Here is a 13,161-nt window from a genome sequence, read left to right as displayed (position 1 = left end):
GGGAGTCCCACATGCTTCAGAATTCTGTCACTTGGATCAAGTCCAGAGCGCTCGTTTTTTCATTGAGTGCACTCAGCGTCGCCGTGCTCGCGACGGGTTGCGGCGGCGGGGGCAGCAGCTCCGCAGCTTCCACACCTACGCAGAACCTGGCCGGCACTGCTGCAACCGGCGCCGCGTTTTCCGGAGCAAGCATTGTGGTCACCGACAGGAATGGCACGGTGGTGGGCACCAGCGCCCCTGTAGGCGCGGACGGCCGTTTCAATATTGCCATCAGCGCCTCAGCCCAAGCACCCTTTGTATTGACGGCCACACGCACCAACGCAGAAGGCGCGGTGGAAACCCTGGTGAGCGTGGTGCCCACCGCACCGGGCGTTTCGTCCACAGCCACGGTCAACATTTCCCCGGTAACCAACCTGATTGCCTCGCGCCTGAGTGCCTCTGGCGACCCCTCCAGACTGGCGAGCGAAGTAGGCTCCGGTGCCAGCACGGTCGACGCCATCACGGTGGCCGCCTCGGTGAGCGAAGTGCAAACCATTCTGGCCACCCTGATCTCGGCCGCAGGTGCCACCGGCATCGACCCGCTGACGGGCAGCTTTGCAGCCAACGGCACGGGCTATGACCGCATGCTCGATGCCATCCAGGTCACGCTGACCCCCGACAGTGCCACCAGCACCAACATTGAAGTCAGCATCAAGCAGACCCTGGCCGATGGGGCAGCTCCCATCGTGACTGCGTTCAACAGCCAAAGTTCCAGTGTGGCACCGCTGCCAGCCATCAGCGCCGTCACCCTGCCCGTTGCAGGCACATCGGTCCTGATTGCACAGGAGCTCGCGCAGCTGACCGCCTGCTTTGCCCTGCCCACGGCCACGCGTGTCGACAGCCCTGTGAGCGCTGGTGTGGCCACCGGCACAGCCGCCAATGTGGTGGCCTCTGCCTGCACCACCGCTTTCCTTGGCAACGACCCGAACCAGTTCCTGGGCAATGGCAGCCGCGTGGGGCGCGACGACAACAACAACGGCGCCTTCAGCGGGCTGTTTCGTGACGCGGCTACCGGCCAGGTTTTCAGCCAGGGCAGCTATGAGTTTTCACGGCCCAACGGTGACATCGTGGTCAGCTACAAAACGCGCGACCGGCTGGGCAATGAAAGCTTCGACACCGCCGTGCTGCGTGAGGACCTCTCCGATGGCAAGCTCAAGCTCATAGGCAACCAGTACACCTATCCCGGCGGGGTGGCGCCGTATCACCAACTGCGCACGTTTGTGAACCAGCCCGACGCCAACTACTACAGCACCGGCTATGACATCCGCATTCCGCTGATCCCCAACATCAGCTATGTACAAGTCACCCCGCCAGGGGGCACGACCATCACGCTGGTCCCTGGCTCGGACAGCATGGTCTTGCCCAAGCGCAATGTGGCCCCACCGACTGCCAGTGGCACGACCTTTGTGCGCCTGCGCTCCGAATATGTGGCGTCCAGCGGCGCGCCCACCCCCCATCCATCCGCGCTCGAAGCTGGCCTGTTCTTCCCGCCAAGCGACTACACGGAAGCGGCCCTGGCCGCCATGCCCGGCCAGGGCGTCTGGACGTTTGCCTATTTTTCGGGCGGCACCAACGCATCGGGTGGTACCTTGCAACAGACCCAGCACTACCGCACCCGCAGCCGCGCCAGCACCTTGGCCGAGTTGCGCACGCAGGCCTGGGCCAGGCTGTCGGACACATCAATTGCCGATCTGGTAACCCGCTCTTCGGGCAACGGAACGACCAATGGTTTTGCAACCCTTCCGCTCGACACCGCATTGGCAACCAGCTGGGTGGTGCCAACAGGCGCCCTGCCGCCCTCGGGCCTGAAACTCTTTGGCAACGCCATCTACTTCGACTACGCCAGCCTGGGCTTCGCAAGCGGTAACGCCGGCTATACCAGCACCACCAATGGCATCGTCTACCCCAGTGTGCGCACCAGCTTCAACGATGGCCAGGCCGTCGGCTCCACCGCACGCAGCGCCAATGCCATTGCCTGCGCCAATGGCGCGATAGACGCCAACGACATGGGCGAGCAACACTGCGCCGACCCCGGCCCCGGCTACTGGGATACGGCACGCCAGACCGGACTGCATCTGTTTGCGCGCGACGCCAGGGGGCGCGAATTTGCGCACTTCTATGCGCCTTACACCTTGCAATAGACAGCAAACGCATTGATTCCAAGGTCCAAGGCGCTTGCCTTGGTACCATTTTGGGACCAAACTCCCGGCGATGCATATTGTTGCTCTGCGCAATCTCGAATCATTCTGGCTGCGCCCTGGGAATGGCGCTGCAGAAGGTGCGTTCAAGGCTTGGTTAGCCGAAGCCAAACAAGCGCAATGGACGACGCCGCAGGATGTGAAGAGTCGTTATGCGAATGCCAGCTTCATTGCAAACAACCGCGTAGTCTTCAACATCAAAGGAAATGACTACCGGCTCATCGTGGCGATTGCCTACAAGATGCAGTACATCTACGTCAAGCTCATCGGGTCCCACGCCGAATACGACAAGGTTGACGCAGCCACTGTCGACCAGTTCAAAGGAGTCTGATCATGGAAATACGTGCCATCCGAACAGAGGCTGATTACCTTGCTGCTTTGCAAGAGGTTTCCGCGTTGATCGACCTGGACCCTCATGCCGAATCTCCTGAAGGTGAGCGGCTTGACGTGTTGGGGACACTGGTTCAGGCCTACGAAGCCAGGCACTATCCCATAGACCCGCCGGACCCCATCGAGGCGATCAAGTTTCGTATGGATCAGTCCGGACTGGGTGTGAAAGATCTTGTGCCCTTCATTGGCCCGCTCAATCGCGTGTACGAGGTGCTGTCCTACAAGCGATCCCTGTCGCTCAGCATGATTCGCAGGTTAAGCGAAGGCCTGCGTATTCCAGCGGAGGTATTGATCCGCGAGTCGGATGCAATCGAGGCCTGAGCGCCGGGCTCAGCTCTCCTCGGCCACCATCTCGATGGCTCCACACGGGCACTCGGCCGCGCAAATGCCGCAGCCCTTGCAGTAGTCGTAGTTGAACTGGAAACGTTTTCCGGGGCCCAACTTGATCACCGCGTTGTCGGGGCAGACGCCGTAGCAGTTGTCGCACTCAAAGCAGTTGCCGCAAGACAGGCAACGGCGCGCTTCAAACAAGGCGTTGCTTTCGGCCAGGCCCCCTTGCACCTCGTCAAAGCTGCTGGTGCGCCGCGCGATCTCCAGCTGCGGGCGCACGGTCTTGGGTGCGTCGCTGTAGTACCAGCTGTTGATGCGCTCGAAGCTGGCCACGGCATGTTTGGGCGCATTGGCAAGGGGCTGGCCACGCAGCCAGGCATCAATGTGGCGCGCGGCCTTCTTGCCGTGGCCCACGGCGATGGTCACGTTGCGCTCGGCCGGCACCATGTCGCCGCCGGCAAACAAACCTGCGTGGCCCGTCATCATGGTGGCTGGGTCTACCTGCACCACGCCGTCTTGCATCACCAAACCGTCCACGCCCTGCAGCAAGGACAGATCTACATCCTGCCCCAGGGCCAGCACCAGGGAGTCGGCCTCCAGGGTCTCCAACTCGCCGGTGGGTTGCGGATTGCCCTTGTCATCGAGCACCATTTTTTCCACGGTGAGCACGCCGCCCTCAGCCTGCTTGATGGTGGACAGCCACTTGACCATCACACCTTCCTGCAGCGCCTCTTCGACCTCGAAGTCGTGCGCAGGCATCTTCTCGCGGTTGCGCCGGTAGACGATGATGGCTTCCGTCGCCCCCAGGCGCTTGGCCGTGCGCGCCACGTCAATGGCGGTGTTGCCGCCGCCGTAGACCACCACGCGGCGGCCCAGCATGGGCTGGTCCTCGCCCTCCATGGAGCGCAGCACGGACACGGCATCCAAAATGTGCGAAGAGTCCTTGGCCGGGATATAGGCACGCTTGGCAATGTGGGCGCCCACGGCCAGGAAGGCGGCGTCGAACTTTCCGTCCTTCATGGTGGTGGCAATGTTCTCCACCCGGGCACCCAACTCCACCGTCACACCCATGGCCACAATGCGCTGCATCTCGGCCTCCAGCACCTCGCGCGGCAGGCGGTACTTGGGGATGCCAAAGCGCATCATGCCGCCCATCAGCGGCCCGGCTTCTTTTACGGTGACGCGGTGGCCCAGGCGGCGCAGCTGGTAAGCCGCGGACATGCCCGAAGGCCCGGCACCGACCACCAGCACATGCTTGCCCGAATCGGCCGCAGCGGCGGGCAACTGCCAGCCTTGCTTGAGCGCCTCGTCACCCAGAAAGCGCTCCACCGAGTTGATGCCCACGGCCGCGTCGATCTTGCCGCGGTTGCAGGCCCCCTCGCACGAGTGGTAGCAGACCCGGCCCATGATGGCCGGGAAGGGGTTGTCACGCACCAGGTGCTGCCAGGCTTCCAGGTAGTTGCCGCTCTCGGCATGGAACAGCCAGCCCTGGATGTCTTCACCCGCCGGGCACTGCGCATTGCAGGGCGGCAGGCGGTCCACATAGACGGGGCGCTCGGTGCGCCAGGTGCCGGTCTTGTTGGCCAGCGAAGAGCCGGGGTCCAGCGTGATGGCAAAGGGTTTTTGCATGGTCAGGCCTCCCGCCGGGCCGCCCCAAGGGAGGCGTGCGCCCCCTTGGGGGGCAGCGAACAAAGTGAGCTTGGGGGTTTCATACTGCCTCCTGTTCCATGAGATTGAAGCGGCGGATGTTGCGGTCCGCCTCGGCCTGTATCTGCGCCAGCATCTCGGGCTGGCCCGGCTTGCCAAACAGATGGGCAAAGCGGCGCTGCGGTTTGAGGTAGTCGTCCACCGGCACGCGGTGGCGGATCTGGGTGACCGCAGTCACCTCGCCGTGCTCGGCTTCGAACACCGGAAAGATGCCGGTCTCGCGCGCCAGCCGCGCCAGCTTGATCGTGTCCTGGCTGACCGAGCCCCAGCCCAAGGGGCACGGCACCAGCACATGCAGGTAGCGCGCGCCGCGTATCGACATGGCCTTCTCTACTTTGGCCTCCAGGTCGCGCAGGTCGGCCACGGTGGCGGTGGCCACATAGGGAATCTCGTGGGCCATGGCAATGCGCGGCAGATTCTTGCCCTGGCCTTGCGGTGCACCCGGATGCGCGCCCACGGCCATGGTGGTGGCCGTGCGTGCGCCCATGGGTGTGGCCGAGCTGCGCTGCACTCCTGTGTTCATATAGGCCTCGTTGTCGTAGCAGATGTAGAGCACATCGTCGTTGCGCTCGAACATGCCCGACAGGCAGCCAAAGCCGATGTCGGTGGTGCCGCCGTCGCCGCCCTGGGCGATCACGCGCACCTCGCTCTGTGGCTTGCCGGCTTTGTGTGCTTTCACCTTGAGTGCCGCCGCAATGCCGGTACCCACCGCTGCGGCGTTGCCAAACAGCGAGTGGATCCAGGGCAGCTGCCACGAGGTCTCGGGGTACGGTGTGGAGAACACCTCCAGGCAGCCGGTGGCGTTGGCGGCTATCAGCTGGTTGCCGGTGGCGCGCATGGCGGCGTCCACCACGTAGCGCGCGCCCAGCGCCTCGCCACAGCCCTGGCAGGCGCGATGGCCGGAGTTGAGCGAGTTGCTGCGCGCCTCGCTGGACTGCAGGCTGCGCTGCTCGGGGGAGAGCAGGCGGTTACCGACCGTAAAAGTGCCGGTCTGGTAGAACTTGAGGGGGGCGTTCATAGCGGGCCTCCTGCGAACGCGGTGGACGTGGTGTTCATATTCAGCTCACTTTCGAGGCGACGGAGCCCACGTCGCGCAACAGGTTTTCTGCAATCGGGCCGCTGCGCCGCATGCTGGCCTCGCGCGCGAGTTGGCGGTTGACGATGCGCCAGTCCAGGTCCATGAAGGTCAGCGCCTCCAGCGTGCCCGCAATGGCTTCTGCAAAGGTGCGCACCAGGGATGCCTGTGTGATGGCACGCCCGCCCAAGCCCGCAATCACGGTGTAGCCCTGCAGTTGCAGACCCGAAAGCGCCACGCGCACATCGGTGGACACCACGCCGCCCAGGCCCACGCAAAAACTCTTCTCCAGCACCACCACGCGTTTGGCACCTTGCAGCGCGCTGCGCACTGCCGCCAGCGGGAAGGGCCGGAAGCTTTGGATGCCCAGCACGCCGATCTTCACGCCGCCCGCGCGCATCTCGTCCACCGCGTCCTTGATGGTGCCAATGACCGAGCCCAGGGCCACGACGATGGTCTCGGCATCCTCACAGCGGTAGCCGCGCACCAAGCCGCCGGAGTGGCGGCCAAACGTTTGAGCAAACTCTGCGGCGATTTGCGGAATACGCTCCAGCGCCATGGTCTGCTTGGCGTGGGCCAGGTAGCGCACTTCCATGAAGGCCTCGGGGCCGACCATGGCGCCAATCGACACCGGCTCGCGCGGGTCCAGCACCTGGCGCGGCTCGTAGGGTGGCAGGAAGGCATCGACCTGCGCCTGGGTGGGCATGTCCACCCGCTCGTAGGCGTGGGTGAGAATAAAACCGTCCATGCAGACCATCACCGGCATGGAGAGTTCCTCGGCAATCTTGAAGGCCTGGATGTGCAGGTCCAGCGCCTCCTGGTTGGTCTCGGCAAACAGCTGCAGCCAGCCGCAGTCGCGCTGGCTCATGGAGTCGCTGTGGTCGTTCCAGATGTTGATGGGTGCGCCGATGGCGCGGTTGGCCACCGTCATCACAATCGGCAGGCCCAGGCCCGAGGCGTTGTACACGGCCTCGGCCATGAACAAGAGGCCCTGGCTGGCCGTGGCCGTGTAGGTGCGCGCACCGGCGGCAGATGAGCCAATGGCCACGCTCATGGCGGCAAACTCGCTCTCCACATTGATGAACTCGCAGTGCGCCAGCGAGCCGTCCTTCACCCGCTCGCCCAGGCCTTCCACAATGTGGGTCTGCGGTGAGATGGGGTAGGCGCAAATGACTTCCGGGCGCGCCAGCGCCACGGCTTCGGCCACAGCGGCCGAGCCTTCAACTTGTTTGAGCATGGCTGAGCTCCGTCATTTCGTTTTGCACATAGGCAAAGGCCTCTTTCGCACCAGCCACATTGCCAGCTGCGACCTTGCCACTGAACTTGTGGTTGATGGCGTGTTCCACAGCCTCCAATGTCACCATGCCGGATAGTGATGCCCCGAGGTCCTCGCTGCGCTCGGCCCGCCCCCCAAGGGGGTCATCCGTCTCGGGGGCGGCCCTTCGACTGATGAGCGCCGCAAAGCCACCCAGCAGCACCGCATTGGGCAGCGGCCGCCCCAAAAGTTTGAGCGCAATGTCGGTGGCAGGCACGGTGGTCAGGCGCTCGTGGCGGAAGCGCTGCACCATGTCGGAGAGGCCCAGTTCGTCAAAGCTTTTGCGCGTGTTGATCAGCACATAGCCGTCGGGCTTGAGACCCTGGAACACATCGACCTGGTGCAGGAGCGTGGGGTCTTGCACGATCACCACATCGGGTGCCAGCACGGGTTCGCGCAGGCGGATTTCCCGGCTGTCGATGCGGCAGAAAGCCACCACCGGTGCACCCGTGCGTTCGGAACCAAAACTGGGAAAGGCCTGCGCGTGGTGACCCTGCTCGAAGGCGGCCAGCGAAAGCATTTCGGCGGCCGTGACCACGCCCTGACCACCGCGTCCATGGATACGGATTTGCAGCATTGCTGTTGTCTCCTCGTTATAAGAATTCGAATGGGAACTGCGAAATTCTGTGCTTTTGGGCGCGCATTCCATTGATGAAGATCAACGAAAACCGAGGTGCATCGGGTGCCGACGCCGTCAGCCTCCCGACGACTTTGCAGCCGTACACTGGACCCAAGCACTTCCTGCATCCACACCTCCACCGAAAGCCCCAGCATGTCCCAACCCATCCCAGCCACCCTGATACCCGGCGACGGCATTGGCCCTGAAATCATGGACGCCACGCTGGCCGCGCTCGACGCTTTGGGCGCGCCCTTTGTGTGGGACCGTCAGATTGCGGGTTTGGGCGGTGTGCAACTCGCAGGGGACCCGCTGCCTGCGGCCACGCTGGATAGCATCCGCCGCACCCGCCTGGCCCTCAAGGGCCCGCTGGAGACGCCCACGGGCGGCGGCTACCGGTCTTCCAACGTGCGGCTGCGCGAAGAGTTCCAGCTGTATGCCAACCTGCGGCCCGCACTGACCATCATCCCCGGTGGGCGCTTTGACAAGATCGATCTGGTGGTGGTGCGCGAAAACCTGGAAGGCCTGTACATCGGCCACGAGCACTATGTGAAGATCGACAACGACCCGCATGCCGTGGCCATGGCCACCGGCATCAACACACGGGCGGGCAGCCGCAGGCTGCTGCAGTACGCGTTTGAGCATGCAGTGGCCACCGGGCGCAAGAAGGTGACCATCGTGCACAAGGCCAACATCATGAAGGCGCTGACCGGCATCTTTCTGGAGACTGGCCTCGACCTGTATGAGCGCGAGTACAAGGGAAAGTTTGAGCTCGACACCGTCATCATCGACGCCTGCGCCATGAAGCTGGTGCTCAACCCCTGGCAGTTCGACATGCTGGTGACCACCAACCTGTTTGGCGACATCCTGTCGGACCTGGTGGCCGGCCTGGTGGGCGGCCTGGGCATGGCGCCGGGCGCCAACATCGGCAAGGACGCGGCCATTTTTGAAGCCGTGCACGGCTCGGCCCCGGACATTGCGGGCAAAGGCATTGCCAACCCGACCGCCCTGCTGCTGGCCGCTGCCCTGATGCTGGACCACTGCCAGTTGACCGACATGGCCACGCGCCTGCGCCGCGCCATCGATGACACCCTGAACGTGGACAAGGTACGCACTGGTGACCTGGGTGGCAAGGCTGGCACGGCCGAGTTCACCAAAGCGCTGGTCAGCCGCATCACCAACGGGTGAGCCGCGCAAAGACTTCCCGAACGACGGGCATGCGGCTGTTTTTTGCAAATGAAGACAGCATTGCGCGACTGAGTGTGCAGCCGTCATTTTGGCGTCAGGTGCGCGGATAAAGTCGGCTTGGGGACATGCAAAAACTACGGCCCATCAGTGGCTGAATCCAGGTAACGATCAATGCAATCAGCAGGTCTATTGGGCCCCGGTGTGGCCCTGATGCGCAGACTGGTTTTCTCGCAGAAGATTGCGCTCATCGGCTTCCTGGCAACCATGCCGGTGCTGGTGGTTTTGTGGGCCTTCTTTTTGGGCAGCGAGCCCAAGAGCGCTTTTGAGGTGGTGGTAAACCTGTGTGCCCTGGATGCGCTGGCGCTGATGTACTGCCTGATCGCCCTGCACGTCAGTGTGACCCAGGACCTGAACCAGCTGGTGCACACCGTGGACCGCATGATGACCGGCGACCTGCGCCAGGGCACCAGGGCCCAACACACAGATGAACTGGGCCGCGTGTTGGATTCTGTGAGCCAGCTCGGACGCACCGTATCGTCCATGGTGGCCAATGTGCGCAGCAATGCAGCCTTTGTGGTGTATGCGGGCAACAGCCTGGCGCGCGACAGCCAGGACCTGTCGGACCGCACCGAGCAACAGGCCGCCAACCTCGAACAAACCGCAGCCAGCGTGGAAGAACTCTCCTCCACCGTACAGGACAACGCCAACACGGCGGGTCACGCCAACAGCCAGGCCGGTGAAGTGCGCGACGTGGCCGAAAACGGTGCGGCCATCATGGCCCGGGCGGTGACGTCGGTGGAGGCCATACAGGCCAGCGCCAAGCGCATGGACGAGATTGTGGGCGTGATTGACGGCCTGGCTTTCCAGACCAATATCCTGGCGCTCAATGCCGCCGTGGAAGCTGCCCGCGCGGGCGAGTCCGGCCGCGGCTTTGCGGTGGTGGCCAGCGAGGTGCGCTCGCTGGCGCAGCGCTCGGCCGAAGCGTCCAAGGAGATCCGGTTGCTGATTGGCGCGTCTTCAAGCCAGGTAGCCGCCAGCGTGAAGGAAATCCATGCGGCGGGCAGTTCCATCACCCGTGTGGTGGCAGGCATACGCGAGGTGGCCACCAGCATGTCGCAGATATCGAGCTCCAGCGCCGAGCAAAGCGCAGGCCTGAGCGAAATCACGGCTGCCGTGAGCCAGCTCGACGGCATCACCCAAAGCAATGCCCAGATGGTGGAGCACGCCGTGGCCAAGGCACGCGACATGGAAGCACGCGCCAACACCCTGGTGGAATCCGTGGCTCTGTTCCAGTTGCAGCAGGGCTCACCGGAAGAGGCCGTTGCGCTGGTAGAGCGCGCCGTGGCCCACCGCCAGCGCAGCTCCAAGGAGAGCTTTTTGCGTGAGCTCACCGACCCGGCCAACGGCTTTCATGACCGTGACATGTATGTCTTCGTACTGGACGACCGCGGCACCTACCTCGCCTTTGGCGGCAACGCCAGCAAGGTGGGCACCCGCGTGCAGGACGTGCCCGGGATTGACGGCGAAGGCCTGCTGAAGACCATCCAGACACAAGCCGCCTACGAGCCGGGCTGGGTGGAGTACGACATCACCAACCCCTCGACCGGACAGGTGCAAACCAAGATGTCCTATGTGCAGAGCCTGGACGGCCTGAGCGTGGGCTGTGGCGTCTACAAGAACCTGCTGAGCACCTGAGCACGGCCCGGCCGTGGTGTGGTGTGGTTCGCCAGCGGATGCCCCCCGCTAGCTGTGAACGTTCCTGGCCACCCACGCCATGCCACTGAGCGCCGCAAAGAACAGGGCCAGGTGGGCCCAGCCCCACAGCAGGTAGCGGCGCAGCAGCTTGTCGTGGGGCATGTTGCTGATCAGGAACAGCGCACCATCCGGCGGGCGGCCCACCAAGTGGGTCTCGGGCTGCTGCTGGCGCGAAGTGCGCAGCTGCACGACGGCGCGCAGGGCATCGCAGCGCACGCTCTCCCATTCATCGCCCAGCAGCAGGCCATCGCGGTCCAGGTCATAGCGCGCCAGCAGGCGTGGCATGTCCTGCTTCCAGGCGGCCAGCATCTCCCCCAGCTCGGCCCGGGTGTCAAAGGGCTCTGATGCGCCCCCCTGGGTGCGGAACTGCCCGACCACGCGCAGCACATCCTGTTCGATCAGCACCCACTCGGTGTAGCGCATGTTCTGGTCGGTCCAGCGGTCCTTGTGGCGGGTCACGATTTCGGCCGATTCCGGGTCCACCACGCATTCGCCGGTGTGGTCGCGCAGCATGAAGGAGGCGCTGGTCTCACCCCGGTCCACCGTGCGCCACTCGTCACCCTCCTCCTCTTCCACCAGGTAGCGGCACCACAGGCAGGGGCGCCCACGCAGCTGGCTATAGAGCGGCGGATCACAAAAGTGCTGGCCCCGCCCGGACAGTTCCACATAGCCCTGCGCGGCAGAGGCCACGGTGGACACCGGTGTGTTGCGCAGGGTGCGCAGGCGGTACAGGGCGGACAGCCAGGCCAGCACGCTGATGAAAGCAACCAGCCCCAGGCACAGAAGCCAGGCCATGCGGGATTGCAGTTGCGCGCCAATGAAAAGCAGCAGGACCTGCGCGCCCGAGGTGATCAGCCTGGCATAGCTGCGGCGCAGCCACTCCCGTGCCTCGGGCACCACGTCCTCCAGCGCCATGCGGGAAATGATCACGGGGCCATGCGCCAGCGTGTGGGGCCGGACCTATTGGCCGAACAGCTGCTTGACGTCCACGTCCTGGACTTCGGCGTCGCTGAATTCCAGCATGGGCCGTGCGGTAAAGCCGAACTGCCGGGCCAGCAGGCTGCCGGGGAAGAGTTCGATCTGGGTATTGTTGATGTTGACGGCGTCGTTGTAGAACTCGCGCCGGTCGGCAATCGCGTTCTCCAGCGCGCTGATGCGGTGCTGCAACTGCATGAAGCTCTCGTTGGCCCTGAGCTCGGGATAGGCCTCGGCCACGGCAAAGATGCGGCCCAGGCCCGCGCGCAGCACGCCTTCGGCCTGACCCAGGGCACGGATGTCGCCCCGCTCGCCCGCAGCCTGCACTTGCGAGCGCGCCTGCACCACGCTTTGCAGAGTGGTCTGCTCGAACTGCTTGTACTGTTTGCACACCTCCACCAGCTTGGGCAGCTCGTCATGGCGTTGCTTGAGCAGCACATCGATATTGGCCCAGGCCTTGGCCACCGCGTTCTTGACCAGCACCAGCTGGTTGTACAGGCTGATGCCGTAGATTAAAAGTATCACCACACCACCCAGAAAGATGTACTGCGCCATGCTGAATCCTTTATATTGGCGGCCCTTGAGACCGGCTAAGCCCATGTTACAGCCAGAAAATGGCGCCCGCGCGCAAGGCTTCTGCAAGGCTTGCATCCCAGGGTACCGGCGCAGGAAGTAAAATACGCGCATGAGTAAGCCCGCTAGCAAGACGACCATGTTGGACGATGGTCTTCGTTACAAGTCCAAGGTAGGTGGTTCGCCGTTCGCAGCGCCCCCTTTTTCCGGCAATTCGACCATGTCGTGCTTCCTGTGCGGCAAGCACCGGCCACGCTCCGAAATGGTCACCCGCAAGCTGATTGGCAAGTCACAGGCGGTGTGTTCGCCCAAGTGCTGAACAGGGCCGCACGGTAGCGGCCCCCACACAGACCCATCAGAACTTGTAGCCCACGCCCACCATGCCCACGGTGTTGCTGGGCTTGAAGCGCAGCCCGATGGCGGTATCGGCCTCGGCGTAATTCACCTGCATCAGTTCGCCTTGCAGGTAGACACCGTTACCCAGCGCATGGCGATAGCCGCCACCATAGCCAAAACCGGTGGCGCTCAGGGCCTGGTCAATACCCGGTCCGCCACCCGTGAGGTCCGCAGTGAGCTGGTTGTAGGACAGCTTGGCATAGGCCAGTGAGCGCCTGTCGATGGCGTAGCCCAATTCCCCATAGATACCGTAACTGCCGGTGGCCTTGAGCTGCAAGCCACCCACGCTGGCCGACTTCATGTCACCCAGCGTGGCCCAGGCGCCGAAGTTCACCACCCCGTTGCTGCCGAAGGCCTGCCCTTTGGCGATCTGGACCACGATGTTTTGGTCCGCAGTGCTTACCGAGGACTGCGTGCCGCCGACAGGGTCGGTAACCTGCACCGTCACGTTGCTTGAATTGACATTGATCGCAACGCTGAGCCCCTCATAGGCAGACGCAACCGTCTGCGCACAGATCCCGGACGATGCCAGGGCGGCCACTGAAAAGGCCGCAATGCTTATAGTTTTCATATTCCCTGTCTTGATGTAGTTGACACTCCATCA

13 protein-coding genes are annotated in these 13,161 nt (G+C 63.7%); 6 read left to right on the top strand and 7 right to left on the bottom strand.

The window, feature by feature from the left end; translation table 11 throughout:
* The first annotated feature begins 11 nt into the window (after positions 1-11).
* The 3 genes from DIC66_RS09525 to DIC66_RS09515 all read left to right on the top strand — a co-directional run bounded on the left by DIC66_RS09525 (position 12) and on the right by DIC66_RS09515 (position 2,948).
* Positions 12-2,180 (top strand): Ig-like domain-containing protein, encoded by a 2,169-nt coding sequence (locus tag DIC66_RS09525; protein ID WP_147321281.1) that lies wholly within the window; start codon positions 12-14, stop codon positions 2,178-2,180.
* A gap of 70 nt (positions 2,181-2,250) precedes the next feature.
* Positions 2,251-2,568, top strand: coding sequence for a type II toxin-antitoxin system HigB family toxin (locus tag DIC66_RS09520; protein ID WP_117176455.1), 318 nt, complete (start codon positions 2,251-2,253; stop codon positions 2,566-2,568).
* A gap of 2 nt (positions 2,569-2,570) precedes the next feature.
* Positions 2,571-2,948, top strand: coding sequence for a helix-turn-helix domain-containing protein (locus tag DIC66_RS09515; protein WP_117176453.1), 378 nt, complete (start codon positions 2,571-2,573; stop codon positions 2,946-2,948).
* 9 nt (positions 2,949-2,957) lie between these two features.
* Here the strand turns inward: DIC66_RS09515 and DIC66_RS09510 are convergent, their stop codons facing one another.
* The 4 genes from DIC66_RS09510 to DIC66_RS09495 all read right to left on the bottom strand — a co-directional run bounded on the left by DIC66_RS09510 (position 2,958) and on the right by DIC66_RS09495 (position 7,631).
* A complete protein-coding gene (locus DIC66_RS09510; RefSeq protein ID WP_117176451.1) occupies positions 2,958-4,586 on the bottom strand; it encodes an NAD(P)-binding protein in 1,629 nt (542 codons plus the stop codon).
* A gap of 79 nt (positions 4,587-4,665) precedes the next feature.
* Positions 4,666-5,682: a thiamine pyrophosphate-dependent enzyme gene (locus DIC66_RS09505; RefSeq protein ID WP_117176449.1), complete on the bottom strand. Its 1,017-nt coding sequence runs from the start codon at positions 5,680-5,682 to the stop codon at positions 4,666-4,668.
* Between the two features lie 40 nt (positions 5,683-5,722).
* Complete coding sequence (porA, locus tag DIC66_RS09500; RefSeq protein WP_117176447.1) at positions 5,723-6,976, bottom strand: pyruvate ferredoxin oxidoreductase; 1,254 nt, start codon at positions 6,974-6,976, stop codon at positions 5,723-5,725.
* Positions 6,960-7,631, bottom strand: a complete 672-nt coding sequence (locus DIC66_RS09495; RefSeq protein WP_117176445.1) for a 2-oxoacid:acceptor oxidoreductase family protein — start codon at positions 7,629-7,631, stop codon at positions 6,960-6,962. The genes porA and DIC66_RS09495 overlap by 17 nt, the downstream gene beginning before the upstream one ends.
* A 195-nt stretch (positions 7,632-7,826) precedes the next feature.
* Between DIC66_RS09495 and DIC66_RS09490 the strand changes: the two genes are divergently transcribed.
* On the top strand, positions 7,827-8,858 hold the full coding sequence (locus tag DIC66_RS09490) for an isocitrate/isopropylmalate dehydrogenase family protein (RefSeq protein WP_117176443.1): 1,032 nt from the start codon (positions 7,827-7,829) through the stop codon (positions 8,856-8,858).
* Positions 8,859-9,068: 210 nt separating this feature from the next.
* A complete protein-coding gene (locus DIC66_RS09485) occupies positions 9,069-10,553 on the top strand; it encodes a methyl-accepting chemotaxis protein (RefSeq protein ID WP_233505857.1) in 1,485 nt (494 codons plus the stop codon).
* 48 nt (positions 10,554-10,601) lie between these two features.
* Here DIC66_RS09485 and DIC66_RS09480 read toward each other — a convergent pair whose 3' ends face one another.
* Complete coding sequence (locus DIC66_RS09480; RefSeq protein WP_147321280.1) at positions 10,602-11,543, bottom strand: hypothetical protein; 942 nt, start codon at positions 11,541-11,543, stop codon at positions 10,602-10,604.
* A gap of 30 nt (positions 11,544-11,573) precedes the next feature.
* The gene (locus DIC66_RS09475) at positions 11,574-12,143 is read right to left on the bottom strand and encodes a LemA family protein (protein WP_117176639.1); all 570 of its coding nucleotides are present in this window, start codon (positions 12,141-12,143) and stop codon (positions 11,574-11,576) included.
* Between the two features lie 130 nt (positions 12,144-12,273).
* Here DIC66_RS09475 and DIC66_RS09470 point away from each other — a divergent pair, with 130 nt between their 5' ends.
* Positions 12,274-12,480, top strand: a complete 207-nt coding sequence (locus DIC66_RS09470; protein WP_117176437.1) for a hypothetical protein — start codon at positions 12,274-12,276, stop codon at positions 12,478-12,480.
* Between the two features lie 36 nt (positions 12,481-12,516).
* On the opposite strand, the gene DIC66_RS09465 is transcribed toward DIC66_RS09470, so the two are convergent.
* Positions 12,517-13,128, bottom strand: a complete 612-nt coding sequence (locus DIC66_RS09465) for an outer membrane beta-barrel protein (protein WP_117176435.1) — start codon at positions 13,126-13,128, stop codon at positions 12,517-12,519.
* Between the last annotated feature and the right edge of the window lie 33 nt (positions 13,129-13,161).

The organism is Rhodoferax lacus (genome assembly GCF_003415675.1).
Lineage (GTDB): Bacteria > Pseudomonadota > Gammaproteobacteria > Burkholderiales > Burkholderiaceae_C > Allorhodoferax > Allorhodoferax lacus.
Note: the sequence above shows the minus strand (reverse complement) of the source record. Positions and strands in the feature narration are given on the sequence as shown.